23 protein-coding genes are annotated in these 26,343 nt (G+C 65.8%); 11 read left to right on the top strand and 12 right to left on the bottom strand.

All coding sequences use genetic code 11. From position 1 onward, the window contains the following. The first annotated feature begins 41 nt into the window (after window positions 1–41). Window positions 42–1,424, top strand: coding sequence for a DNA repair protein RadA (radA, locus tag ROP_RS21685; RefSeq protein WP_012691548.1), 1,383 nt, complete (start codon window positions 42–44; stop codon window positions 1,422–1,424). Between the two features lie 33 nt (window positions 1,425–1,457). On the opposite strand, the gene ROP_RS21680 is transcribed toward radA, so the two are convergent. Further along, on the bottom strand, window positions 1,458–2,021 hold the full coding sequence (locus ROP_RS21680) for a PaaI family thioesterase (RefSeq protein WP_012691547.1): 564 nt from the start codon (window positions 2,019–2,021) through the stop codon (window positions 1,458–1,460). Between the two features lie 85 nt (window positions 2,022–2,106). On the opposite strand from ROP_RS21680, the gene disA reads away from it, so the two are divergent. Then, the gene (disA, locus tag ROP_RS21675) at window positions 2,107–3,192 is read left to right on the top strand and encodes a DNA integrity scanning diadenylate cyclase DisA (protein ID WP_012691546.1); all 1,086 of its coding nucleotides are present in this window, start codon (window positions 2,107–2,109) and stop codon (window positions 3,190–3,192) included. A 7-nt stretch (window positions 3,193–3,199) separates the two neighbouring features. Here disA and ROP_RS21670 read toward each other — a convergent pair whose 3' ends face one another. Next, window positions 3,200–4,030 (bottom strand): HpcH/HpaI aldolase/citrate lyase family protein, encoded by an 831-nt coding sequence (locus tag ROP_RS21670; RefSeq protein WP_043826738.1) that lies wholly within the window; start codon window positions 4,028–4,030, stop codon window positions 3,200–3,202. Between the two features lie 11 nt (window positions 4,031–4,041). Further along, window positions 4,042–4,761 carry a FadR/GntR family transcriptional regulator gene (locus tag ROP_RS21665; protein ID WP_012691544.1) on the bottom strand — a complete coding sequence of 240 codons (720 nt, stop codon included), beginning with the start codon at window positions 4,759–4,761 and terminating at the stop codon, window positions 4,042–4,044. Between the two features lie 220 nt (window positions 4,762–4,981). Here ROP_RS21665 and ROP_RS21660 point away from each other — a divergent pair, with 220 nt between their 5' ends. From ROP_RS21660 to ROP_RS21650, 3 genes are read left to right on the top strand one after another with little or no spacing between them, the layout of a single operon-like run. Beyond that, a complete protein-coding gene (locus ROP_RS21660) occupies window positions 4,982–6,430 on the top strand; it encodes an aspartate ammonia-lyase (RefSeq protein ID WP_012691543.1) in 1,449 nt (482 codons plus the stop codon). Continuing rightward, complete coding sequence (locus ROP_RS21655) at window positions 6,427–7,869, top strand: amino acid permease (RefSeq protein WP_012691542.1); 1,443 nt, start codon at window positions 6,427–6,429, stop codon at window positions 7,867–7,869. Before ROP_RS21660 ends, ROP_RS21655 begins: the two co-directional genes overlap by 4 nt. Before the next feature lie 15 nt (window positions 7,870–7,884). After that, window positions 7,885–8,847, top strand: coding sequence for an asparaginase (locus ROP_RS21650; RefSeq protein WP_012691541.1), 963 nt, complete (start codon window positions 7,885–7,887; stop codon window positions 8,845–8,847). Here the strand turns inward: ROP_RS21650 and ROP_RS21645 are convergent. Next, window positions 8,840–9,601, bottom strand: a complete 762-nt coding sequence (locus ROP_RS21645) for a hypothetical protein (protein WP_012691540.1) — start codon at window positions 9,599–9,601, stop codon at window positions 8,840–8,842. The two genes, ROP_RS21650 and ROP_RS21645, sit on opposite strands and share 8 nt — an antisense overlap. Before the next feature lie 59 nt (window positions 9,602–9,660). Continuing rightward, window positions 9,661–10,287 carry a carbonic anhydrase gene (locus ROP_RS21640; protein ID WP_012691539.1) on the bottom strand — a complete coding sequence of 209 codons (627 nt, stop codon included), beginning with the start codon at window positions 10,285–10,287 and terminating at the stop codon, window positions 9,661–9,663. Window positions 10,288–10,387: 100 nt separating this feature from the next. On the opposite strand from ROP_RS21640, the gene ROP_RS21635 reads away from it, so the two are divergent. Beyond that, on the top strand, window positions 10,388–11,266 hold the full coding sequence (locus ROP_RS21635) for an A/G-specific adenine glycosylase (protein WP_043825115.1): 879 nt from the start codon (window positions 10,388–10,390) through the stop codon (window positions 11,264–11,266). 4 nt (window positions 11,267–11,270) lie between these two features. On the opposite strand, the gene ROP_RS21630 is transcribed toward ROP_RS21635, so the two are convergent. Further along, window positions 11,271–12,266: a methyltransferase gene (locus ROP_RS21630; protein ID WP_043825113.1), complete on the bottom strand. Its 996-nt coding sequence runs from the start codon at window positions 12,264–12,266 to the stop codon at window positions 11,271–11,273. Between the two features lie 2 nt (window positions 12,267–12,268). Further along, window positions 12,269–13,564: a hypothetical protein gene (locus tag ROP_RS21625; protein WP_231868961.1), complete on the bottom strand. Its 1,296-nt coding sequence runs from the start codon at window positions 13,562–13,564 to the stop codon at window positions 12,269–12,271. Between the two features lie 157 nt (window positions 13,565–13,721). Here ROP_RS21625 and ROP_RS21620 point away from each other — a divergent pair, with 157 nt between their 5' ends. The 5 genes from ROP_RS21620 (at window position 13,722) to ROP_RS21600 (ending at window position 21,427) form a co-directional block, all read left to right on the top strand. Further along, window positions 13,722–14,810, top strand: a complete 1,089-nt coding sequence (locus ROP_RS21620; RefSeq protein WP_012691535.1) for a cupin domain-containing protein — start codon at window positions 13,722–13,724, stop codon at window positions 14,808–14,810. Continuing rightward, window positions 14,804–18,295, top strand: coding sequence for an ATP-binding cassette domain-containing protein (locus ROP_RS21615; RefSeq protein WP_012691534.1), 3,492 nt, complete (start codon window positions 14,804–14,806; stop codon window positions 18,293–18,295). Before ROP_RS21620 ends, ROP_RS21615 begins: the two co-directional genes overlap by 7 nt. After that, complete coding sequence (locus tag ROP_RS21610; RefSeq protein WP_012691533.1) at window positions 18,261–19,187, top strand: hypothetical protein; 927 nt, start codon at window positions 18,261–18,263, stop codon at window positions 19,185–19,187. Before ROP_RS21615 ends, ROP_RS21610 begins: the two co-directional genes overlap by 35 nt. Before the next feature lie 51 nt (window positions 19,188–19,238). Further along, a complete protein-coding gene (locus tag ROP_RS21605; protein WP_231868960.1) occupies window positions 19,239–20,042 on the top strand; it encodes an aminotransferase class IV in 804 nt (267 codons plus the stop codon). A gap of 125 nt (window positions 20,043–20,167) precedes the next feature. Further along, a complete protein-coding gene (locus ROP_RS21600; protein ID WP_012691531.1) occupies window positions 20,168–21,427 on the top strand; it encodes an ATP-grasp domain-containing protein in 1,260 nt (419 codons plus the stop codon). 24 nt (window positions 21,428–21,451) lie between these two features. Here ROP_RS21600 and ROP_RS21595 read toward each other — a convergent pair whose 3' ends face one another. The 5 genes from ROP_RS21595 to ROP_RS21575 all read right to left on the bottom strand — a co-directional run bounded on the left by ROP_RS21595 (window position 21,452) and on the right by ROP_RS21575 (window position 26,312). Continuing rightward, the gene (locus ROP_RS21595) at window positions 21,452–22,645 is read right to left on the bottom strand and encodes an ATP-grasp domain-containing protein (protein ID WP_012691530.1); all 1,194 of its coding nucleotides are present in this window, start codon (window positions 22,643–22,645) and stop codon (window positions 21,452–21,454) included. A gap of 58 nt (window positions 22,646–22,703) precedes the next feature. Next, window positions 22,704–23,723 carry a methyltransferase gene (locus ROP_RS21590; RefSeq protein ID WP_012691529.1) on the bottom strand — a complete coding sequence of 340 codons (1,020 nt, stop codon included), beginning with the start codon at window positions 23,721–23,723 and terminating at the stop codon, window positions 22,704–22,706. A 115-nt stretch (window positions 23,724–23,838) separates the two neighbouring features. Continuing rightward, window positions 23,839–25,026 (bottom strand): PIN domain-containing protein, encoded by a 1,188-nt coding sequence (locus ROP_RS21585; RefSeq protein ID WP_012691528.1) that lies wholly within the window; start codon window positions 25,024–25,026, stop codon window positions 23,839–23,841. Between the two features lie 16 nt (window positions 25,027–25,042). Next, a complete protein-coding gene (locus ROP_RS21580; protein WP_043825111.1) occupies window positions 25,043–25,501 on the bottom strand; it encodes a helix-turn-helix domain-containing protein in 459 nt (152 codons plus the stop codon). Between the two features lie 55 nt (window positions 25,502–25,556). Further along, entirely contained in the window at window positions 25,557–26,312 is a 756-nt protein-coding gene (locus ROP_RS21575; RefSeq protein WP_043825110.1) for an alpha/beta fold hydrolase, read from the bottom strand. Between the last annotated feature and the right edge of the window lie 31 nt (window positions 26,313–26,343).

Here is a 26,343-nt window from a genome sequence, read left to right as displayed (position 1 = left end):
GTCCCGGGTCCGCTGTCGGACCCGATACCTAGGCTGGCCGGGTGGCCAAACTCAAATCCAGCTTCCGCTGCTCGTCGTGCCAGTGCACGGTTCCCAAATGGGTCGGGCGGTGCCCCGAATGCGGGAGCTGGGGTTCGATGGACGAGGCCCCGATCGTCGCGTCCGTCGCGAGCCGCCCCGGCGCCTCGCTCGCGAAAGCGGGAGCGGGAGCGGTCCTTCCGTCCACCCCGGCTACCCCGATCACGCGGATCGACAGCACATCCACCCGCGCCAAGCCGACCGGCATCGACGAGCTCGACCGTGTCCTCGGCGGCGGTGTGGTGCCCGGTTCCGTCGTTCTCCTCGCCGGCGAACCCGGCGTCGGCAAGTCGACCCTGCTCCTCGAGGTGGTCCACCAGTGGGCCCGCCGCGGCCCGGACGACCGGTCGCTCTACGTCACCGGCGAGGAATCCGCCGGGCAGGTGCGCCTGCGGGCCGACCGCACCGGCGCCGTCCACGAGCGGGTCTACCTCGCCGCCGAATCCGACCTCGCGACCGTCCTCGGTCACGTCGAACAGGTGCGCCCCACCCTGCTGATCGTCGACTCCGTGCAGACCATGCTGGCCGCGGACGTCGACGGCGTGGTCGGAGGCGTCACCCAGGTGAAGGCCGTCACCAGCGCCCTCACCTCCCTCGCCAAGGCCAGCGGCGTGCCGGTACTCCTCATCGGCCACGTCACCAAGGACGGTGCGGTCGCCGGTCCGCGGTCGCTCGAGCATCTCGTCGACGTGGTGCTGCACTTCGAGGGCGACAAGCATTCGACGCTGCGGATGGTGCGCGGCGTCAAGAACCGTTTCGGTGCCGCCGACGAAGTCGGTTGCTTCGAACTGCGGGAAGACGGCATCGCCGGCATCAGCGACCCGTCCGGACTGTTCCTCCACCACCGCGCCGAAGCTGTGCCCGGAACCGCCGTCACCGTCATGATGGACGGCAAACGGCCCCTCCTCGGTGAGGTGCAGGCCCTCGTCGCGGCGACGTCCATGCCCGCGCCCCGCCGCGCCGTGAGCGGACTCGACAGCGCCCGGGTGGCCATGGTCCTGGCCGTGCTCGACCGCCGGTGCGGCGTGCAGATCGCGAAGCAGGACGTCTACGCGGCCACCGTCGGCGGCATGCGGATGACCGAGCCGTCCGCCGACCTGGCGCTGGCCCTCGCCGTCGCGTCGGCGGTCCGGGACCGGGCCGTTCCGGACGGGCTCGTGATCCTCGGCGAGGTCGGTTTGGCCGGCGAGGTGCGCCGGGTGCCTGGCGTCGGGCGAAGGCTCGCGGAGGCGCACCGCCTCGGATTCACCCGCGCCATCGTGCCGCTCGATTCCGGGGCGGCGCCCAAGGGCATGAAGGTCACCGAGGTCGGGAACCTCGACGCAGCCATACTGTCGCTGCGGTGACGCTCGGACGGACTGCGTCGCCCGCGGTAACCGTCAGATCGACGAGGTGCCGAACGGCCGCTCCGGGACGCCGTCCACGTAGTCCTTCGTCTTCTCGAAGTGCTCGGCCGTGACGGTGACGAATAACCCCCGCGACCTCGCCACGACCACGCCGGGGTCGGCCGTCGGCCCCTCGACGATGCGCGCTTCGGCGCTCGCGTACACCTTGCGGCGGATCGACCCGTCGACCCGCGCGTGGAATTCGAGGACGGAACCCAGCGGTATGGGCCTGGCGAAGTCGATCTCGAGATGTCCCGTGACCACCGGTCCGTCGACGATCGACCGGCATACCATGCCGAGCGCCTCGTCGAACGCGGTCGAGAGGATTCCGCCGTGGATCACCCCCGGACCGCCCTGGTAGCGGGGTGCCACCTCGAGCCGCCCCCACACGTCGAGACCGCCCCCGGCGGTGAAGCTCATCGACATCCCGGCGGGCGACTGGTCTCCGCACCCGAAGCACCTCGACCAGTGGCGCGGCACCGGCTGACCTGCGGCGGGAAAGCTGTCGACCCGGCCTGGCAGGGTCAGGTCGTCGGGCAAAGTCCAGGTACCACTCATGGATAGGTAATCTAAACGCGGGTCCGGACGTGTTTCTGCGGCGGTCCCCGACAAGTGACGTCTACCTCAGCGGGAGTATTGCGCGATGAACGATGCCGAGTCGTCGTCTGCACTGCGCGAAACGATTGCCCGGCTGGCTCCCGGAACTGCACTTCGCGACGGCCTGGAACGCATTCTGCGCGGCCGCACGGGTGCGTTGATCGTCCTCGGCTACGACGAGCAGATGGAAGAAATCTGCGACGGCGGCTTCGAACTCGACGTGGAGTTCGCCCCCACCCGCCTGCGTGAGCTGTCGAAGATGGACGGCGCCGTCGTCCTGTCCACCGACGGGTCGCGCATCGTGCGCGCCAACGTCCAGCTGGTGCCCGACCACAAGATCCCGACCGTCGAGTCCGGCACCCGGCACCGTGCCGCCGAGCGGACGGCGATGCAGACCGGGTACCCGGTGGTGTCGGTCAGCCAGTCGATGAGCATCGTCAGCGTGTACGTCGGCGGCATCCGGCACGTCATCGACGGGTCCGCCACGATCCTGTCGCGCGCCAATCAGGCGGTGGCCACCCTCGAGCGGTACAAGGCGCGGCTCGACGAGGTGACCCGCCAGCTGTCGGTCGTGGAGATCGAGGATTTCGTCACGCTCCGCGACGCCCTGACCGTGGTGCAGCGCCTGGAGATGGTGCGGCGCGTGTCCGTCGAGATCGAGCAGGACGTGCTCGAGCTCGGGACGGACGGGCGGCAGCTCGCGCTGCAGCTCGAGGAACTCGTCGGCGACAACGACGTGGCGAGAGAACTCATCGTGCGCGACTATCTGGCCGGATCCGGGCCGGCGCCCGCCGAGGACGTCGAGAAGTCGCTCACCGCGCTCGACAGGATCACGGACGCAGACCTTCTCGACCTCACCACGTTGGCGCGGGCGTTCGGCTACCCGGGCACCATCGAGGCACTCGAGGCCCCGATGAGCCCTCGCGGCTACCGCGTCCTGACTCGTGTTCCCCGGTTGCAGTTCAACCAGATTCACCGGCTCGTCGGCTCGTTCGGAACACTGCAGTCGCTGCTGGCGGCGACGGCCGCCGACCTGCAGTCGGTCGAGGGGATCGGCGGACTCTGGGCGCGCCACATCCGCGAGGGCCTGTCCCGGCTCGCCGAGACGTCGATCTCGGGCCCGTACGACTAGATACGCCCTAGTAGGACAGCCGGAGCGCGTCCAGTCGGGTGCGAATGGTCAGGGCGCGCGCGAGTTGCGGCCGGTCGCTGCCGCTCCGGACACCCGAGCCGTCGGCGCCGAGGCGACCGATCACCTCGTCGGCCCACGCTGCGTCCTCTGCGGACGGGCTCAGTTCGCGGTTGACGTCGCCGGTGTGCGCGGCGTGCATGCACAGCTTGCCGGACATCCCCATCGACCGCGTGACGGCCAGGGCCTCGACCCTCGTGTCGCGATCGTCGACGAGGGTGGGTCCGTCGATCGGTGCCGCGATCCCGGCGGCGGCGCTCGCGACGACGAGGCGGCCGCGGGCGTAGGCGAGCGCGTCCGGCTCGGCGCCCGCTCCCGTGTCCCGCCGGAAATCGCCACTACCGAACGCCAATCGCAGCGTGGCGGACTCGGACGCGATGTCGAACGCGAATTCGATGCCGCGCGCGGACTCGACGAGAGCGAGCACGGGAACGGTCCCGCCCAGCCGGGCGGCGGTGTCCCGGACCTGTTGCCCGGATTCACTTTTCGCCAGCATGACACCCTGTAGTCCGGGTAGCCCGCACAGCGCGTCCACGTCGGCAGACCAGTCCGCGGTGGTCGCGGCGTTGATCCGGACCCAGGCGGCGCCGTCACCGGACAACCATTCGGCGACGGACCGCCGGGCGTCCGATCGTTCGTCGGTGACCACCCCGTCCTCGAGGTCGAGGATGACGGCGTCGGCGTCGCTCCGGTCGGCGAGGTCGAAATCCCCGGTCCGCGAGGCGGATACCAGGAGCCAGGATCGTGCGTGCCGGGCGTCGAGGGGTTGTGCTGTGAGAATGGTTCCGGTCCTTACTGTCGATCGTCCGGGCCGGCTTCTCCGACCACGGATTCCAGTGCGACCCGCACCGCGTCCAGGTGTTCGGCCATGGCGCGGGCGGCCTTGTCGTAGCTTCCGGATGCGATGCCGTCCACGATCCGGTCGTGCTCGTCGTTCGACTTCTGCTGCCGTCCCGCAACCAGATTCAGCGTTTCGGACTGCCGGGTGAGGGCTTCGCGGATGTCGACGATCACGGATTCGAACACGCGGTTCCGGCTCGTCCGGGCGATGAACGCATGGAACTGCGCGTCGAGGGACACCCACACGAGTGGATCGTCCTCGTCCCGCATCTGGTCGACCAGACCACGAAGGGCGGCGAGATCCTCGGCGGTGTGCCGCTGAGCCGCCCAGCCGGCGGCGGGAATCTCCACGTGCGGGCGCGCCTCGACGAGCTCGTTGGCCGCATAGTTCCCGAAGTCGAGGTCGCGGGCGATCGAATCGCTGACGACGAACGTGCCGAGGCCCGATTTCGTCTCCGTGAGCCCGAGCGCGTGGCAGGACCGCAGCGCCTCCCGGATCACGGACCGGCTGACTCCGTGCCGCGCCGCGAGGGACGCCTCGGACGGGAGACGTTCACCGACCGACAGCTCACCCGAGGTGATCGCGTCACGAAGATCCGCGAGGACCGCCTCCGCGGCACTGACCCGCGCCGTGACGGGGCGCCTGGCTGCCCAGCTGTCTGACAGGTTCATGGGGATATTCTGCTCACGCCCCGGCTGCGACGTCAACACGGCGCGGGGCCCCGGGTTGACGACTGCAAGTGAGCGAGGTAACAATTGCACCTGTCTGACAGCCTGGCAGGTGGATAGCCGGGTGGCTCGACCGAGAAACCACCCTCTTCGAGCAGCAGACTCCGTCCACCGCATCCGTGCAGAGCAACGCTCGCGCGAATCCCCGTGAGGAATTGATCAAGTGCTCGAAACGCGAACAGAACACGATCTGCTCGGCGACCGCCAAGTACCTGCGGATTCCTACTGGGGAATCCACACGCTGCGGGCGGTCGAGAACTTCCCGATCACCGGCCGCACGATCTCCACCAACCCCTACCTGATCCGCGGACTCGCGTACGTCAAGTGGGCCGCGGCGAGCGCCAACGAGAAACTCGGGATTCTCGACCCCCGCCGCGCCGACGCGATCGGGCAGGCGTGCCGGGAGATCGTCGACGGACGCTGGCACGAGCAGTTCGTCGTCGACGTCATCCAGGGCGGCGCCGGGACGTCGACCAACATGAACGCCAACGAGGTGATCGCCAACCGGGCGCTCGAGATCCTCGGCCACGGACGCGGAGAATATGGGGAACTCCACCCCAACGAGCACGTGAACCTCAGCCAGTCGACCAACGACGTCTACCCCACCGCGGTCAACATCGCGACGATCTTCGCGATCGACGATCTCCTCGACGCGCTGCGGGTCCTGCAGGACGCGTTCGCGGCCAAGGCCGTGGAGTTCGCCGACACCGTGAAGATGGGGCGCACCCAGCTCCAGGACGCGGTGCCGATGACCCTCGGCCAGGAGTTCGCCACCTACTCGGTGATGATCGACGAGGACCGCGCCCGCCTCGGCGAGGCCGCCCTCCTCGTCCACGAGATCAACCTCGGCGCCACCGCCATCGGCACGGGCCTGAACGCGCCCGCCGGCTACGCCGAGGCCGCGTGCGACACGCTGCGGGACCTCACCGGACTTCCCCTCGTCCTGGCCACGGACCTGGTCGAGGCCACCCAGGACGTCGGGCAGTTCGTCCATCTCTCCGGCGTGCTCAAGCGGATCGCCGTCAAGCTGTCCAAGGTGTGCAACGACCTCCGCCTGCTGTCCTCGGGACCGCGCGCGGGCCTGAACGAGATCAATCTCCCACCGGTACAGGCCGGTTCGTCGATCATGCCCGGCAAGGTCAATCCGGTGATCCCCGAAGTCCTCAATCAGGTGGCCTACGAGGTGATCGGTAACGACGTCACCATCACGATGGCCGCCGAATCCGGTCAGCTGCAGCTCAACGCGTTCGAACCGATCATCGTGCACTCCCTGTCCGAGGGGATGCGCCACCTGGGTGCCGCCTGCCGGATCCTGGCCGACCGCTGCGTGCTCGGCATCACGGCCAACACCGATCTGCTGCGGGCCCGGGTCGAGGATTCCATCGGGCTCGTGACCGCCCTCAACCCGTACATCGGGTACACCGCCTCGACCCGGATCGCACAGGAGGCCCTGATCTCCGGCCGCAAGGTCGCCGACCTCGTGATCGAGGCGGGCCTGCTCGACCGGGACGAACTCGACCGGCTCCTGAGCCCCGAGCATCTCGCCAACCTGAGAGCGTCCGGTTCGCCACGGCAGACGCCCGTCGCCGCGACCGCGGAGGTGCTCTCGTGACGATCGAGAAGGATGACACCTCGGGAGACATCTTCGTCGAGGAAGATCTGGGCTACCGGAAAGCGCTCGGCCCGCGACAGATCCAGATGATCGCGATCGGCGGAGCGATCGGCACCGGCCTGTTCATGGGCGCCGGCGGACGTCTCCAGCAGGCCGGGCCCGCACTCGTCCTCGTCTACGCCCTCTGCGGGTTCTTCGCGTTCCTGATCCTGCGGGCCCTCGGCGAACTCGTCATGCACCGGCCCACCTCCGGGTCGTTCGTGTCGTACTCCCGCGAATTCTTCGGCGAAAAGATGGCCTTCGCCGCGGGCTGGCTGTACTGGATGAACTGGGCGATGACGGCCGTCGTCGACGTCACCGCCGTCGCGCTGTACATGAATTTCTTCGAGAAGTACTGGGCACCGCTCGGCAACGTCGACCAATGGGTCTTCGCCCTGGCCGCCGTCGTACTCGTCCTCGGGCTGAACCTCGTGTCCGTCAAGGTGTTCGGCGAACTCGAATTCTGGTTCGCGCTCATCAAGGTCGTGGCCCTGGCCGCCTTCCTCTGCTTCGGCATCTACTTCGTGCTGTTCGGGACGCCAATCGAAGGCCACACCTCGGGATTCAGCCTGATCGCCGACAACGGCGGACTCTTCCCCAACGGCCTGCTGCCCGCCGTCGTGGTGATCCAGGGCGTCGTGTTCGCGTACGCCTCGATCGAACTCGTGGGCACCACGGCCGGCGAGACGAAGAACCCCCAGAAGGTCATTCCCAAGGCGATCAACACGGTCATCATCCGGATCCTCGTCTTCTACGTCGGATCCGTGCTGCTGCTGTCGCTGCTGCTCCCCTACACCGAGTACCACGCCGGCGAAAGCCCGTTCGTCACGTTCTTCGGCTCCATCAACGTGCAGGGCGCCGACGCGATCATGAACCTCGTGGTACTCACTGCCGCGCTGTCGTCGCTCAACGCCGGCCTGTACTCGACCGGGCGAATACTGCATTCGATGGCCATGGCCGGGTCGGCGCCGTCGTTCGCCGCCCGGATGAACAAGGCCGGAGTTCCGTACGGCGGCATCGCTCTCACCGGATTCGTCATCCTGCTCGGAGTGGGACTCAACGCCGTCGTTCCCACGCAGGCATTCGAGATCGTTCTGAACCTCGCCGCACTCGGGATCATCAGCGCCTGGGCCGTCATCGTGCTGTGCCAGCTGAAACTGTGGAAACTCGCGAAGGACGGCACGCTCACCCGTCCCGGTTTCCGGATGTTCGGCGCCCCCTACACCGGGCTCCTCACCCTGGTCTTCCTCGGCTGCGTCGTCATACTGATGGCGTTCGATCACCCGGTCGGAACCTGGACCGTCGGGTCCATCGCGATCATCGCCCCGCTACTGGTGATCGGGTGGTACGGCGCGAGGAACCGCATCCGGACCCTGGCCTCGGACCGCCCCAACGTTTAGCAGGAAAGGACAACAGTGCCGAAAGTCGCCGTCGTCACCACCGGAGGCACCATCGCCAGCAGGCGCGACGGGCAGGGTGTCAGCAGGCCGGTGGTCGCAGGCTCCGATCTGCTGGGCAGTGCCCGGACCGGAACGGAAATCCGTGTCGTCGACGTGATGTCGAAGGACAGTTCGAGCATGACGTTCGCCGATCTGGACCGGGTCCGCGACGCCGTCACCTCGGAACTGCACGACCCCGCTCTCGACGCGGTGGTCGTGCTGCACGGCACCGACACCATGGAGGAGACCGCCTTCCTGGTCGACCTCCACCACGCCGATCCGCGGCCGGTGGTCTTCACGGGTGCGCAACGCACCTTCGACCATCCGGAATCCGACGCGCTCACCAACCTGTCCGACGCGATCGCCGCGGGAACGGACCCCGCCCTGCGCGGGGCGGGTGTCCTCATCGCGTTCGGCGGTGCCCTGCACCGGGCGTCCGGGACACGGAAGACGGACACGACGTGTCTCGACGCGTTCCGATCCGTCCATCCCACCGGCGACCTGCCGCCGCAACGGCCCGATCCGCTGCCGTGGCATCCGATCTCCGGAACCCGCGTCGACATCGTGGCCGCCTATCCGGGCGCGGACCGCGTCCAGATCGACGCGTGCCTGGCGGCCGGGGCACGGGGGCTGGTGCTCGACGGGCTCGGGTCCGGCAACGCGAACCCGGCGATCGTCGAGGCGGTCCGGGACAGCACGGCCGCCGGAATCCCGGTCGTGGTCACCACCCGGGTGCCGCACGGCCCGACCTCCGCCACGTACGGCGGCGGGGGCGGCGGACACGACCTCGTGTCGGCGGGGGCACTGTTCTCCACCGACCTCAGGGCAGGTCAGGCCCGCATCCTGCTTGCGGCGCTGCTCGCCGACCCCGATCTCACCGACCTCGACAAGGAATTCGATCGACGCTCACGCATCGACCCCGCACCGAGGATCAGCTGAGGTTGAACGGCTCCGGCGCGCTGCGGAGCTGACCGAGCTGGCCGACCACCGTGTACGCACCGGGCCCCACCGGATCGCGCTGGGGTTCCGGCTGCGTCAGGCAGTCGGGAGCGGAGGTCTTTGCCGACCACTTCACGGTGAACTGGGCCTGCTCGCCGGCGGCGAGGGTGCGCACGTCGGCGGCGGACTGCGGGAAGCAGTCGATGTTGGACCACAGGCGGACGGCGCCGTCGATCGTGTACACGAGCACCTGCTGGAGGCTGCTGCCCAGATCACGTTCGCACGGCGTGGTACCGATGTTGGTGACGACCGTCGTGAAACTCGGCTCCTCACCGGGCAGGTACGTCGGCTTGTCTGCCGCCACCTTGATGGCGAGCGACTGGTCCGGGCACTGACCCGCCGCAACCGGCTGGCCGCTGGGAGCCGCGCTGCTGCTCGACGAACCGCTGCTCGACGCCGCCCCCGACGAACCGGACGTGCCCGACGACGCCTCGCCGCCGGCGGCAGCGGCGCCACCGCCGCCGCCGCCCGAACCACCGCTGGACGTGGACGAACCCGAGGCTGTCGGGGAAATCGACACCGGAGTGGTCAACGACGAACTCGCTGCCGCCGGATCCGTCTCGGAGTCACCCCCACCACGCAGCGAGTTGATCAACCACACCACGAGCAGCAACACGACGATGGCGCCGCCGATCGCCAGCGCCCTGCGGCGCCAGTAAATCTCGGGGGGCAACGGTCCATTCGGTTCCAGCACGACGTCAACGGTAGTTCGGCGTCGCGCGGCAACGGCTCAGCGGGCGCGGCGTGTCGCGGTCAGTCCGTGAGCTCACCGATGTCCCCGACCGCGCCCTGCAGGTGGGTGCGTCCGTCGGACAGCTTGTACGTGACGCCCGCGATGGCGCACGCGCCGCTCTCCACCTTCTCGGCGATGATCCGCGAACGCTGCATGAGCAGCGCGCCGGTCTCCACCACGTGGCGACCTTCGAGTTCGTCGACGGTGTTGAGGCCCTCTCGGCGTCCCTTGAGGATCGACGGAGCGACGCGTTCCACGATGCTGCGGATGAATCCGGGCGGCACGTTGCCGTCGTCGAGGGCGTCGAGCGTCGCCTTGACGGCACCGCAGCTGTCGTGACCGAGCACGACGATCAGCGGCACGTTCAACACGCCAACGGCGTACTCGATGGACCCGAGCACGGCGTCGTCGATCACGTGACCTGCGGTGCGGACGACGAACATGTCGCCCAGACCCTGATCGAAGATGATCTCGGCGGCGACGCGGGAGTCTCCGCAACCGAACAGGACGGCCGTGGGGTGCTGGCCGCCGACGAGCTTCGCCCGATCGGCGACGCCCTGGCTGGGATGGAGCGAGGTGCCGTTGACGAATCTGTCGTTACCCTGACGCAGGGCCTTCCAGGCGGACACCGGGTTCGAATTAGGCATGGGATCATTGTGCACCGGGCGTGTGGCACCGTCGCGACGGGATTATGACGACCCCGGAAATTCTGTTTCACCCGTGACCGAAGGGACTTGTGAGGACGAAGTGGCCGTTGACTCCTCCGCGCTGATCAACTGGTACGAGGCACAGGCCCGGGATCTGCCGTGGCGCCGCGACGGCGTCACCGCCTGGCACATCCTGATGAGCGAGATCATGCTGCAGCAGACGCCCGTCGTCCGGGTGGCCCCGATCTGGGAGGAGTGGGTGCAACGCTGGCCCGTCCCGTCCCGGATGGCCGCGTCGAGCCAGGCCGACGTCCTGCGCGCGTGGGGCAAGCTCGGCTACCCGCGCCGGGCGCTGCGACTCCACGAATGCGCCGGCGTGCTCGCCGCCGAACACGGCGACGTCGTGCCGAGCGACGTCGACACCCTCCTCGGACTGCCCGGCATCGGCGCCTACACCGCACGGGCCGTCGCCTGCTTCGCCTACGGACAGCGGGTCCCCGTCGTCGACACGAACGTCCGGCGGGTGGTCGCCAGGGCCGTGCACGGAAGCGCGGAGCCCGGGAATCCCTCGACCACCCGTGACCTCGCCGACGTGTCGACGCTGCTCCCCCGGACCCGAGCCCGGGCCGCCACGTTCTCCGCGGCCCTGATGGAACTCGGCGCCACCGTCTGCACCGCCCGCTCCCCCGAATGCACCCGCTGCCCGCTGCCGAACTGCGCCTGGGTCGACGCCGGACGTCCCGCCCACACCGGAGCGCGCCGGAAGGTCCAGAAATTCGCGGGCACCGACCGTCAGGTGCGCGGCAAGCTCATGGCAGTACTCCGCGAAAGCACCGCCCCGGTCGAACGCGTCCGGCTCGACCAGGTGTGGCTCGACGACCCCGGGCAGCGCGACCGCGCCCTCCATTCCCTGCTGGTCGACGGGCTCGTCGAGCAGACCGACGACGGCCTCTTCGCCCTCGCGGGCGAGGGAAGCTAGCGGCTCACACCGGGACCGCTTCGATGACGGACGACCGGGGACCGTGCGTGATCGAATCGAGCGTGAATCCGTGGTCGGTCAGCAGTCGGCGCCATTCGGTGACCGTGCGTTCGCGCCCTCCCAGGAGAACCAGCATGTGGAGATCCAGTAAAGCCATGGGGTGGGTTGTGGCTGCTTCCGGCAGGACCTGCTCGACGATCATCAATCGTCCGCTTGCCGGGATCGCGCGCCGGCAACTGCTCAGGATCTTGCCGGCGGACGCGTCGTCCCAGTCGTGCAGAATCTGAGACAACACGTAGACGTCACCGTGCCGGGGGACGTCGTCGAAGAAACTTCCACCGACGACTGTCGTTCGTTCACCGATGCCGGCCGAACAAAACTGCGACGGCGCTTCCGCGACCACGTGAGGCAGATCGAACAGAATGCCGTGTAGTTGTGCGTGCCGATCGAGCAACCGGGTGATCAGTGCCCCGGTGCCGCCTCCGACGTCGACGACCGTTCCCACGTCGGACCAGTCGTGGTCGAGCAGAGGCAGCAAACGCAGCTCGACCAGGCCCGCCTGACCCCGTGCGAACTCATCGGCGGCCGAGGGATTCTCGGACAACCATTCGAAGTACGGTTTACCGAAGGCCGCTGAAAACGATTCCTTCCCCGTTCGGATCGAATGGGCTGCGTGCCCCCACACGAAGTAGGCCTCGTTCGACATCAGGCCGACCAAGTGACGAAGCGAGCCGGGAGTGTCGGCCCGCAAGAGCTCGCCGGCCTCCGTCAACGCAAATCGTCCTCCGCCGTCTTCCTCGAGCAATCCCTCCGCGACGAGTACCCGCAGGAATCGGCCGAGTGCGTCGGCGTCGGCACCCACGCTGGCCGCGAGATCGCCGAGCGAGCACGCATCGTTCGCCAATCGGTCGGGCACGCCCAGTTCGCAGACCGCTGAAATAGATTGGGACACGATGTATCCCATGATCTGTTTCCGGACGCGGTGGTTGACATCGCTCATGTTCACGCCACCTCGGACAGCTGCGGGAAGAGTGACTTCGTGGCGGCATTCTGCAAATACGACGCGCCCGCCGTCCCGCCGGTGCCCGGTACCGTTCCGATGACCTTCAGGGTGATACCCCAGTGGCCTCGCTTCATCGCACCCCATGCACGATCCAGGCGCCGCATCGACTTCTCGAGCACGCTCGCGTCCGGATGCGTTGTCCGCATCGCGAGATAGGTGTCCTGCAACGTCGCCTCCCCGACATCGATTTTCGGACAGTGCTCGAAGTCGCGGGGATCGAGTGGAGCGCACGCGAACTCGACCTCACGAAACGCGCGCGACTGCACCGCGCTCCGCCCATGGGTGAAGCCGCGAATAACCGCGAAAGCGTCGACCGGCATCGTCGTCAGAACCCGAAAGAGCGCGGGCACCGCTTCGAGACGGATCGATGCCTGGTCGAGGCGATCCCTTGCCGCTGCGGCCAGACCGTTGTGCAGGTCACGGATCGCCATCGAAATCGCTGTCGCAACTTGCCGATACAGGCCTTCGAAGATCTGGATGCAGCGGATGAACATCTGTTCGTCGTGCAGGCGAGTCGTCGGCAACAACGTCAGCCGAACCGCGATTCCGATCTCCTCGGGGACACCGTTCAGCGCCGGCTCGGCGACCGAAGCGAACGAACTGTATTCGGCGCCCGGCTGAGCCAGTGCCTCGAGGCCGGCCGCGGCTACGGCAGGATCGAGCGCGAAGGCGGGTGCGAGCCGCGCGAGTTGAGTCACGACCCGCGTCGCCGCTCGCACCCGGGCCACCTGGGGTGCGTGTGCCGACCTCGCGAGGGCCCGCGCCTCCAGCAAGGCGAGGTCCATGGCCGCGGCAGCGATGAATGCGTCGACACGCTGCGCGTCATCGGACCGGACGACCCGGTCGAAGTAGTCGAGCCCGACATAGGACAGATAGTCACCGTTCTGCGCATCGAACGTCATCGGAAGCCAGCAACTGAGAACATGATTCGCACGGTTGCTGCTGTGGAAGTCTCGCAGCCTGTCGACCAGGTGTGGCCGGACCCCGTTACGCCCGACTGCCTGATAATGGGCGGCGACCGCCGCATGGGGAAACTCCGCGTGTCCCGCTTCCCATTGTCGGAGTGCATTCTCGATTGTGCGTCCGGACAATTCTTCGGTCGTCGCTTCGGCAGCCTGAAGGCACGTGCCCCCGACACCGATCACGCCGGAACCAACAAGTTTCTGCTCGGCTTCGAGCATCGTTTCGGAAATCAATGCGAAACTCGCTTTCATCCTTACTGCGGTGTTCAGCAATCTTCGATGGGACGCGGCGACTGCGGATAGGCACCCTAGGGAGAGTTCCCGGCACCCTTTCCGCTGGGGGGTGACGATTTCAACCCTGGGGTGCCTGTTCGGCCGGGAGGCGCGTGCCCAACATTGGGAAAGACATTGAGCTCGGGGCGTAATTCCAATGAATTCGCACATGCCTTACAGAAGGAAGAGATCTATGCACATAATCGCCAGAAGCGCGCTCGAAACGATCAACGAAGCCGTTGTCGGCGGGAGCACCCATAACCTGGGTGTCGTCAAGATATTCAGCGGCAACCCTCAGTTGGCGCAATTCATTCCTGCTTCCAGCAACCTGGCGATCAGCTGGGTCAGGCTGGAGTGCGGTGAGGTGCTGGCGGTGCACAAGCACCCGGAGTCCAGCCTGATCCTGATCTGCGAAGGCTCCGGACGCACGTTGGGCAGTGCGGAGCAGGAGGTCACTGCCGGAGACATGATCCTCGTACCCGGCGACTCCTGGCACGGCTTCGAAGGAACCCGGGACGGTTTCTGGGCGCTCTCGATCCAGTTCAACGGCAAGGCGCTCTACGAGGACGGCGAGAAGCCCAATGCGGTGTTTGCAAGCGAGGTACCGAATCCCGCGGCCGTGCTCCTGGAGGACAACGAGAAGCACCTGCAGGAATTCGGAACCAGCAACCTGTTGCGGCTGATCGACGACCCCTCGTTCGACGACCCCCGCGTTCGGGAACGGCTGCTCGACTGCCAGCAAACCTGGTCGGACGTGTTTCAGGACCTGCTGCACCTGCGTGTCGCGATGACCACCGATGCGGCGCACAAGCAGGTGGCGCTCGACCATCTGGTCGAGGAACTGGGCCACAACGACAACCTGCGCAACCAACGGGGATCAGAGCACGCGCCGGTCACGGACGCGACGTTCGTAGCGGCAATGGAGTGGTTCCGGCATCAAATGCTGTACCGGAGCGACATGGTGCGCACTCTGCTGATGCATGTGGTGCTGGAAGGTAGTGGCGAAATCTGGCACCGGGAGGCGGCGCGCGCGTTTCCGGCGATTCCGCACTTCCAGGAACACGGCGACGACGACGGTGAGCACGTGAGCATGGGTATCGATCTGCTCGATCGAGCAACACCTGCCGAGATCCGCGAACTCCGCGAAGCACTCGCCGAGGGATGGAAGATGATCACGCAGTTGTGCGACAGAATCGCGTCGATCGCATTGGCCGACACTGCGGTCCCCACGTATTCCACATGCTGAGCGTCCTCAGGAGAATCGTCTGGTTCGAGGTTCCCCGACCTCGAACTCGGCTCGACCCGTCGCCCGACGCCTCGCACCTTGCCAGGTGGCGGCGGTGGTGTGATGCGGCGCAGCGGGACAGCGTGAACGCGCCCCGGGGCGAGCGACTCAGCAGATCCATCTTCGGCGGGCTCCGTCGTGACATCGTGCTCGGGCTCGTGGCCATCGCGATCAATGCAGGATGCGCTTTCGGTGCTGCGATCACGCTGAAATCGCTGATCCAGCACCTCGTCGCCGGCGGTTCGGAGCTCACGACGAACCTCGGCCTTGCTGCCACCTGCATCGTGCTGACGTACGTGGCGTGGCTTGCGTTGAATCACACGTTCATGCAAGCCGACGTGGTGGGCATCGGAGCCCGGACCTACATCGAACAAAGGCTGCTGCGCAAGAAGCGCGGCGTTTCCGCTTCCGGCCAACCGGCCGACCTTGTCACGCTGCTGGACCGGGAGGCGGCACGCGTCGAAAACGCGTGGTCTGGACTAATTTTTATCATCCTGGCACTCGCAACCATCACGTTCACCTCCGCGTACTTCTTCGTGGCGCTCGGACTGAGCGCTTTCGCGGCTCTGTCGGTGATTCTCATCAGTTCCGTGGTGATCTTCTGGAACGCCAGACAATTGAATGCCGCGCATGCTGCACTGTCGGCGACGGCGGCAGACCGCATCGAAGTCGGCCTGTTTGCGATGAACAATCGCCTGCTCGCGTGGCTCAAGAACTGGAACGACGAACTGTTTCGGCGCTATGCCGACAAGCGAGATGGTGAGGAGCGCGCGCTCCTGAAAGCGGCGCGTCTTGTCGCGCGGATCAATCTCATATCGACGCTCACTCCGATCGTCGCGATGCTTGCCGCGGTATTCACCCAGCTGGCCTACGTCGGGTACGTCGATCCGGCGGGCCTTTTGTCAGCGATGGCGCTGGTCGGAGGATTGAAATCCGTCGCCAACAATATTCCCTTCATTGTTCAGAGCCTTTCCCAGGGCATCGTCGGGCACACCAACGTTGCGAAGTATCTATCCAGTCCCCAGCCGCTGGACACCGATGCGACGGCAACGCGCCTACCGGCAACAACGGCGAAGCACATCGCCGTGGTCGGCGGGGCGGGCAGTGGTAAGACGACCGTTCTGAAAATCGGTGCACGCCGCAGCAGCCGAGTGAGCGACAAAACGCTCTTCGTACCGGATGAACCGTGGATATTTCCTGGCGGGCTCTACGAGAATTTGTGTCTCTATCGAAGCGAATTCTCGGACGACGAGGCCCGTCGGGCCATGGCACTGTCCCGACTTCCCGAAACCTTCTACGGCGACTACCTCGCGAGCAAGTCACACGACCGGACCGAGGGCTGGGACTTGTCCCGCGGGCAGGGGAAGCGGCTGGAACTGGCGCGGGCAATATTGGCCGAACCGAGGTTCGTTTACCTGGATCAGCCCACAGCAGGGCTGGACGACGACCTGGCGAGTGGGCTGTTGGCCGGGCTTCTGCGCGGGCCGTGGCATGGCACCACGGTTGTCTATGCAACGGACAAGCCCGATGAAAAAGATGCCGCGGACGAGATATGGGTGGTGGCCGGAGGCGAGGTAGTGGAGGTGATACGAAACCCCACACCCCGTGCGGCGAATCCTGATCACGACCGCAAACAGCAACTCGTGCAGGAGGATCGGTCGATCTCCCGCCATCCGCAAGCCATGGACCGACCGGAATTCGCGACCTCGTCGCGCCGCAGTCTGATGAGACTGGGTATCGCGAAGGTCGCGGTTGTCGCCTGCGTCCTGTTCGCGTGCCGCGACGTTCTGACGATTGTCGGCGACTACATAGCTGCCAGCGGAATTTCGACCACGAATGCGCGAACAGCAGCGATAGCCCTCATCGCTGCACTGTCGGCTGGGGCACTCCTGTCGATGTTCACCTCGTTACTCCTGGTCAAGCGCAGCATCGCGGCGGCAACCGTGAAGTGCCAGAGTTACTTCTCGGCTGTCATGAGTCCGAAGCCCTCCCGGTCCGCCTTCGACGAGGCCGATCAGGACAATCAGAACCACCAGGACTATCAGGGCAAACTGACCTGGGATCAACGACGAATCGACGAACTTCTGCCGGAAGTACTTCTGAACACCCTGGGTGCGGTCACGCTGCTGTTCACGACCGCGGCATTCGTGTTGAGCAAGAACATTTTCGTCCTCCTGCCCCTCGCCGGGATGTGCTTCGCCTACTGGCACAGTTCGAAGCGATCGGGAAGGCGACTGCAGGACTTCAACGAGAACGAGATCGGTACGACGTCGACAGTGCTGGAGCGGGTCGAGGCCATTACCTGGAGCTCGGCGAGATTCGACCTGGCGCGAGACAACTCGGCCCTGGTGAATTGGCTGAACAAGAGTGTGATGAATCGTGCCTTCGCGTCGATCGACAATGCGGGCGCACGCCGCTGGTTCAATTACAAGCTCGATTTGATGGGGGTGCTCTTCCTGTCTGTCGTCGTCGGTTCAACCGTGTTCGTCCATGCCGGCGGCGGACCCGGCCTCACCAGTGTTCTCGCGCTCAGTCTCTCGTACAACCTCATCGCGGTCTTCGCCCGTGCAGGCCGTTGCCTGGTCGACCTCAGGCAGGTTCTCGACAGCGCGGATCGTCTCCACACGCCGAGCACGGCCACCTGCACGTCGCCTTCGGCTCCGATCGAACCGGTGGCGTGCCGGACCGGCTCTGCCGTCGACAACGCAGCGCTCGTGTCGTTGACGGACGTCGCGTACCTCGCGCCGCGCACCGGGGCGGTGCTGCTGGAGGAGCTTTCGGAGTCGTTCGCCAGCCGAGACGTCGTGGTCATCATGGGCCCGAGCGGTGTCGGGAAGTCGACATTCGCGAAGCTGGTTGTCGGCAGTCTGCGGCCGACTGCAGGCGTCCTCTCCACACTGGGCCGCACGGGGGGTTACGTCTCGACTCCCCACACCGGAGACATCCTCCTCCTGACGTCGAGTCCGATCTTCAAGCCAGGAAGGCTGATCGAGCACTTCGACAACCCGCTACCGCTCGAATTGGCCCGTGTGGTCGACTATCTCGACGTGGCAGACGTTGTCGGGCGACTACGATCGGGATTCGACGAAACCGTTCCCGCCACCGGCCAGTTGAATCTGAGCAAGACGGAACTGCAGCGGCTCGCGCTCCTCGACCTCCTGATCAATCGCCCGGCAATCGCCATTCTCGACGAAGCGACGTCCGAGTTGAGTACCGAAGCAGAGCTCTCGATACTGCAGTCCGTGATCTCGGCCTTGCCGGACACGCTTTTCTTCATCATCACACACAATCCCGATCTGACCACGCTCGCCAATCGAGTCTTCCATTTCAACGGCGAGCGGCGTCTCCTCGAGAATTCTCGCCAGTCGCACACGACCGTCGGGCGGAACTGGAACGGACAGGAGGACGACCATGGAATGGCTGCCCCAACGCGATGCGTTCTGTAACAGTCACGACGTCGCGCGGCCACAACTTCCGCTGAAGAACATCGCGCACTGGAACGCGGTGCTCCAGCGCAGCGCGAGCAGCGACGACGCCCTGCATCACGAGCGAGCGTACGTCGCACCCGGATACTTCTACATCCCCGTGTGCGACGAGCCCGACGATCGGACACTGGCGGAATTGTCGCGCCTGGCATCGACCGCCGACTGGCTATTGGTCCCTTCCGTTCTCAGATCCGATCGCCGTCGGCGCGCCGACGTCATCGCAGTTCCATTCATGCAGGCCGCATTCTTCCGGTCTTCACGAAGTGTGGACCTTGCCCTGCGAACAGCGGTAGGAGCCAGTCAATACAAATCGATCGTCAGGATCACCAGGAAAGCAGAGGCGGCGTGCACCTCCGAGATACACCGTCTCTCGGAAGTGGCGGAGGACGATCGAGTTCTGCTCGATTTCGCCGGCCTCCAGGCATTGAATGTGGCCAAATACGGACATGCCAGGAACCTCTATACCAGCGATGTGCTGCGTATGCTGGCCCGCTCGTCCGAAGGTGAGAAATATTTCGTGAAGCTGGACTACGACAAGTCCTCGAAAACACCGTTGGCCGGATCACTGAGCTACGCCGACGATCACCGTGGTGTGTTCACGAAGCTCGTTCGGGGACTGGACCATGACCGGATTCCTCGTGGGTTGAATTTGTACATCGCCGACTATTACCAGATGTATCGTTTCGCGGATCGGCTGGGTTTCACGGAAATCTGCCTCGGCAGAGGCGCCATCGACGCCAAGGTCCGGGTCGGCGCAATTCACATCGTCGACCTGGACAACTGGCTGATTCCGGTCAACACAATGCATACGCAGGCGATGCAGGAATACGCGAGATCGCGAAATGGAGACTAGATGATCAGCGAAATAGCGTGGACAGATGGAAGATGCGTCCGATTCGACGAGGTGAGCCTGTCCCCTGCCACCCATGGGTTGTCGTATGCCACGTCTGTGTTCGACGGTATCCGCACGTACGGCGGGAGCATATTCAAATGTGACGATCATGTCGCCAGGTTGCGGCGGTCCGCCGAGTTGTTCGGGCACACCGTGCACTACTCGAATGCGGACCTGGCCGACGCGTGCCGCGAATTGGTGAAGGCCAACGATCTGACCGATGCGTACATAAAGTGTCTGGTCTTCTATGACGACACCGATGTGAGCTTCAAGGCGCAGGGCTCTTCCAGCAAGGTGGTCCTGTTTGCCCTGCCCTTTCCCTCGAATTCGGCCGCGGAGCGATATCGGCTCTCGACGGCGACGTGGCGACGCGCACCCGCCTCGTGCCACCCGTATCAGGCGAAAACGTCGTCTACCTACGCGTTGAGCTACTTGAGCCACCGCCAACGGGCTGACGGCTACGACGATGTGCTCTTCCTCTCGACGGCCGACGCAGTGTGCGAGTCGAGCGGCTCGAACGTGTTCTTCGTCAAGGGTGACGCATTGTTCACGCCCACTACCGAGCTAGCGCTCGACGGGATCACCCGAAGGGCGGTCATCGACGAGCTGTGTCCGCGACTGAAGATCACGGTCACGGAACGCGACATCGCATACAGCGAGATCGGATCGTTCGACGCCGCATTTCTGTGTGGCACTGCGATCGAAATTCTGGGGGTCTCCGGCATCGACGAGATCCGTTATGCGAAGTCCGCATTGGTCGACGCGATTGCAACCGAGTATCGGCACTTGGCCAACGGCCGGTCCGCGATTCGATAACGACCACGAGAGGTGGGCGATGTGCACCCCCAGGGTTCCTAGCTCCACGTCCGCCGGCTCGGGATAGTACAGGAAAGCGAAATTCCATTGCGCCGATCGGTAATCCATCCAGCGGAGTCTTCTACATGAAACTGTTGATCCTCCATCGCGTTCCCTATTCCTTCATCGAATACCATCGGGTAATCGATCATGGAATGCACGATGTCGTCTACGTGGGCACAAGCGCGCAACTTGCCACCGTGCCGCCCGACCTTCCCTGCATCAAGGTCGAACGGCCGGGTCGGGCAGGTCTGGCCGAGGAGGTTCTTACCCTGTTCTCCCCCGACGATTCCTTCGACAGAGTCATCAGCGTCTCCCAGTACGAGATGATGGAGGCAGCGCAGATAAGACGGGTCCTCGGAGTAGAAGGGGTATCGCCGGAGCAGGTTCACATCGTGAACGACAAGGTAGCGATGAAAGCCGCAGTCGCGGGATGCGGACTTCGCGTGCCCAGATTTGTCCGCTGCGACGAGGCCCTCACCGCCTCGTCCGCCGATGCCGCTCCGTGGGCGGGAAAGACGGTGCTCAAACCACTCGACGGAACCGCGAGCAAGGATGTTTTCGTGTTCGCCACCTTCGCTGACGCGCGCACTGCGATTCTCGATGGCCCGCCTGGTCTGGAGGGCTGGGATCCGGAGCGCTTCCAGCTCGAAGAATATGTGGAGGGGCCGATCTTCCACTTCGATGGTGTGATGCTGGCCGGTGCGCCGGTCGCGATCGTCGCCAGCAGATATCTGGGCACGTGCCTCGAGTTCGCCCAGGGAATTCCGCAGGGATCGATTCAAGTCGACGACGACGGTGGGCGCTGCAAGGTAGCGGTCGAGTACCTTCGGGCGGTGGGCATCGACAACGGCCCCTTTCACCTCGAAATGATCGAGGCCGCAGACGGAATGGTCTTCCTGGAGGTCGGCGCCCGCGCCGGCGGGGGACATATCAAGGAGACATTCCGGCTTGCCACGGGAATCGACTTGGTCGCAGCCGGTTTGGCCTGCAACCTCGAGTGGTCACCTCTCGAAGTCAATCCGCTGAGCCGGTGGTTCGAAAGGACGCCGGGTAGTAAGGTCTACGGGGACTTCATGTTCCCGGGTCACCTGCTCGGGTCGCGACACTGCGCGATCCGGGGTGGCGAAGGATTTCGAACCCACCCAGATGTCGTTCGGTGGACGCAGCTGGATCCAGGCGCTTCCCTTCCGGAGACCGTGAGCTATTTCGATTTCGAATTGCCCGTCAGTGGCATCGTCGCCGGCCGGTCGAGCTCCGAAGTGACCTCACTCATTCGCGAAATCTTGACGACCGTGCGAGTAATGCCGCTCGAGCAGCCCACGCACCGCCCCACCTCCTGCTGACCGGGCAGTACTGGGCCTGCCCGGTCAGTGCGGAAGCGGGGCCGTCTCCACCCGAATCCGAGCCTGCGCGTCGGCCAGCCGGCGCTCGGCATCCGCGAGATCGGTGCCGACCGCGACAATGACACCTTGACGATCCGCGGAGGATCGGAGCGGACCGAGGCGTTGCCCTGGTTCGAGAGAACACTGCAACCGGATTATCCCCTCGCTCCGACGCGCGGCCTCGATGCCCTGCACGCGTTCGATCACCACATTTTCGTAGGCGAAGAATGCGACGCAGCCTGCCCCGCGCCCGGGTATTCGCGGCTGCGGCGGCAGCCCGGCGAGATGACAGATCGACTCCCGGACCAGATCGCGACCCATGGCACGGAGCACCAGCTCCCAGATGAAATCGCCTCCGGGACGTGTGTTGCCCTCGATGATCCGGGGCCCGGCCGGGCCGAACCGCACTTCGGTATGGGCCGGACCGAAGGAATGACCGATCGAACTGAGGAAGTCGGTGACCAGCCTGCAGAGCTCGGCATGGGCCGATGCGGCGAGCACGGCCGGCATCTGGTGACCGATTTCGATATACCGCGGCGGGCCGGTGGTGGTCTTCTCGGTCACCGCGATGATGTCGTGCCGGCCCTCCGTGCTGAAGGATTCGACGCTGTATTCGGGGCCGTCGATGAACTCTTCGGCGAGGGTCGGCCCGGGGTACTCGCCGCGAGAGCGGGCGAATGCGGAGTCGACCTGCTCGAGGCTCGAGACGCGAAAAACGCCGGAGCTGCCGGCGCCTCCGGCCGGCTTGACCACAATGGGGCCGCCCACTTCGAGAAGAAAGCTCCGTACCTCGGCGGCCGAATGGCAGCTTCGGTTCCGCACAGCTCCCAAGTCACGGCCGGACAGGTGCTCGCGCATGGCGATCTTGTCGCGGGTCAACCGGACGGCTTCCCGCGCGTTGCCCTTGATGCCCAGCGCCTCTCTGATCACGGCGGCCGGCATGAGGCCGTGCTCGGTGAACGACACGACGGCGTCGACGGGTTCGAACTCGTGCAGCGCCCGCGCCCTGCCGAGCGCCTCTGTCTGGTTTCGGTAGTCGAATACGCACAGCCGGCGGGCGCGCCTGGCCTGCCGCAAAGTGACCGATTCGGAATTCTGAAAAACAGACAGCTCGACCGGTAGGTCCTCGATCATTCGAAAGGTCTCGTCGTGTCCGCCGACGATCAAGATGTGTGCCATGCCGACCCAGTTCCCCGGCGTCCGCCGACGTTCGGAGGTCGCGCTCGCCCGGTCGGTCTCACTTCCGGCCCTCGATCACGCTGAAACCGCAGGGCAGGAGCGTACTTCCGGTGAGTTCGAGGCCCGCGCGCTCGTACAGGCGCGCGTAGTCCTGAATCGTCCGTTCGCGGCCGCCCGTCATGACCAGCATGGCCACGTCCACCACGTTCCCCCAGACGTATCCGCCATCCTCGCTGATCACCCGCTCCAGGACCAGGATCCGGCCGCCGGGCTCGAGTGCGTTCGCGCAATTGGTGAGGATGCGTACGGAGTCGTCGTCGTTCATCGTGTGCAGGACGCTCTTGAGTAGGTGTACGTCGCCCCCGCCGGGCACCTCTGCCAAGCCGTCGCCGGGCAGAATGTCGCAGCGCTCGTCGACGCCATACTCTCGCAAGGTGTGACCGGCCTTGGCCAGGGAGAACTCCAGGTCGTAGATCGTGCCCTGCAAATGATCATATTTGCGCAACAGCTGGGCGGTCACGATGCCGTAACCACCGCCGACATCGATGACATGCCGATCTTCCGTGAAATCGACCGCTTCCGCGGTCTCGAGACCGGCGCGGATCGAGATCTCGTGCCAGCCGAGATGGAAGCGCTGGGCGGAATCGGGGTGATCGGCCAGGTAGTCGAAGAGGGGTTTGCCGAAGAACTGGCCGAAACCTGTCTGTCCCGTACGAGCACAGTGGAGCAGCTCGCTCCAGGCCAGGTACGTTTCTGCGCCGGCGAAGAGCTCCACCTCGCTTGCGATGGATTCCGGGTCGTCCCTGCGCAAGAACTCGGCTCGCGGTGTGAGTGCGCACGTGTCCTGCTCGTCCACGGAGAAGATCCCGGCGCTCATCAGTAGCCGGAGGATCCGCTTCAGCGCATCGGGATCGGTTCCGCTGCGCCGGGCGAGATCGGCAAGCGCCAGCGGGCCCCCCGACAGCAGATCGGCGAGCTCGAGCTTGACGGCGACGAACAGGCAGCAGGATATGGTGTAGCCATGAACCATCTCTTTGACGCAGAGACGTTCGGGCTTGTCACGGAAGTCGAAATACATTGTGCGCCTCTGAATAGGTCGTGGAGTACAGCAATACTTCCAGCGTGAGGCTTGACCGCGGCGCGCGATAGGCACCCCGGGGCTGGCAACCATTCACCCCTGCAGAGACGTAAGCTCAGGTCGTGGTGGGGTCCGACTCCGACCCCAGATTTCGCACCAGCCAACGCCCGTCGACGAGATGCATGATGACCGGGCACACATACCGGGGATCGTTCGGGTGCCACAGGCCGCCCTGCAGCGTCGCCGTGTCGAGCACGTAGAGCGCCTCGACCCCCGGTGCGACCATCCTGGTGGCGGAACCGATTCCCCACGTCGCCGGATCCGGCAGCATCGCCCGGAACGACCGCACATGCACGCGCTCGAAATGTACCCACAGCGGATGATCCGGCACCGGCGCCGCCAGGGCCGACGCGACCGACTCGACCTCCCACCCGTCGACGGTCATCTGATAGTGGTTGTCCTGCGCCCACTTCTGCGCGAGCACCGCCCGGAAGTCGGGATCCACGTTCGGCCACACCGACAGCAGATCCCCGTCCACGCACACCGGCATCAGGAATGCCCACGCCGCATTCACCAGATCTGAATGCCCGAGAAACCGCACCCGTTCGGCGGGATCCATCGCACGAAGCTGCCGGTACGTCTGCCGCACCTCGGGCGGCAACGAGTCGATCTGCTCGTCGGTCAGCTCCGGAAGGGCCGGCGCCGCCGGCACCGCACCGCGGTCCGAGGCGTCGTCCCGGGCGCCGAGCAATGCCTGGACCGCGTCGACGAACCGTGGGGTCAGCCGGCCGAGCAACTCGAGCAGCTCCCCCACCGTGCGCGGCGGGAGCGCATTCCGGGCGACCAGCGCGTGCATACACTCGAACACCGCTTCCGCGTCCAGATCGAGCTGATCGCAGAGGAATTCGTCGGGGTGGATCGCCTCGACGTCGAACGGGTCGAGAGCCGCCTGCGGGAAGTCCTTCAGGTCGGCGGTCACGATCGCTGCTGCACCGGACCGTACCGCCGCAGCCAGGACGTGCCGATCCTTCGAATCGTTGGTCATCGCGGGAATCAACTCGCGGTACCCACGTGACTCCTCCTCCGCGAACGGGAACGCCCTGCGCATCTGCCGGACCCGCCGCGCCGCCTGCTCCGGCGACTTACCGAACCTCTCCCCGGCCAGGTTGCGCTCCACCTCGTCGAGCAGATCCGGCGTCCACACCGGCCGGAACAACTCGGCATCGGCCAGGGCGAGCAGCACATCGTTCAGGACCTGCGGAAGCAGGACGCACGCGTCGAGAACCACCCGGAAGGCAGCCATCGCCCTGGCCCCTCGATCAGCGGGTCGAAGCGAAGCCGTCAGCGGCGTCGCCGGGGTCGGGGGTTTCCTCGTGCGCCATCTCCTCGAACACCTGACCGCGTCGCGCACGCTCCTGTTGTCGAAAGGCGAGGACGTCCGCCAACTCCACCCGCCGGTGCCGGCCCGGCGACGAGTACGGGATCTTCCCGGCCTCCAGCAACCGCACCAGCGTCGGCCGGGTGATGCCCAGCAGTTCCGCGGCCTCCTGTGTCGTCAACACCGTCCGATGCGGCTCCACCGTCACCGCCTGCCCCCGATCCAGAGCCGTGACCGCGTCGAAGAGCAACCCCCGGACACTGTCCGGCAACGACACCGAACCCTCCGGGGTCGAGATCGTCACATCATCCTGACCAGCGAGAACATACTTCAACGTGGCGAGAACATCCCGATCGTCGGCGCCCGGCGGCAACACCGTGCGGTTCATCAGAGCGGCCATACCTCAACCATAAAACGAAAAAAACGAACACACAACGACGGGCATGCGGACGCTCTCAGCCGAGCCCGTCCAGGAACTCCTCGACCACTTTCCGGTACTGCTCCGGCCGGTCGTCGTGGACGAGGTGCCCGGCCCGCGCGATGCGGACGTATTCGGCGCCGGGATGCCGCTCCGCCATGGTCCGCATCTGACCGTCGGGGGTGATGGTGAACTCCCCCTCGATCAGCAGGGCCGGAACCCTGATCGACGCCCACTGGTCCCAGAAGTGCCTGTCTCCCCACTCCGCCGAGATGTCGCGGAACGTGTCGACGTCCCCATGCAGATACCAGCCGTCGGCGCGCTTCTCGAACGAGTCCAGGAAGTACTGTCCGGCAACCGGACCGAAGAACTCGAACAGATCCTCCCGGGTCGCGAACGGCTGCGGCCAGTTCGAGATCATCGCCGCCCAGTCGTCGGCGGTGCGGCCGCGGAAGTCGGGGGCCATGTCTTCGAGGACGAGCGCCGATACCTTCTCGGGGTGCTCGGCCGCCAGGCACCACGCGTGCAGGGCACCCATCGAATGGCCGATCACCACCCACGGCTCGGTGAAGGGGTCGAGCGCCGCGGACAGGTCGGCGACGAACGCTTCCGTCGTCAACCGCGACGGCGCGGGCCTGCCGTGGCCCGCGGCGTCGAACGTGAAGACGTGGCCGTGCTCGCGCAGCCACGGCAGGTGCCGCCCCCACGTCCGGGCACTGCCCATCAGTCCGTGCAGCAGCAGAATCGGCTGTCCCGTCCCACCCTCGTCGTGCAACGCACTCTCACCCGCCACCACTCCGACGCTAGCGGAGTAACCTCGCCCG

The organism is Rhodococcus opacus B4, from assembly GCF_000010805.1.
GTDB classification, from domain to species: domain Bacteria; phylum Actinomycetota; class Actinomycetes; order Mycobacteriales; family Mycobacteriaceae; genus Rhodococcus_F; species Rhodococcus_F opacus_C.
The sequence above is the reverse complement of the archived record's forward strand: the minus strand, read 5'-3'. Positions and strand labels throughout refer to the sequence as shown.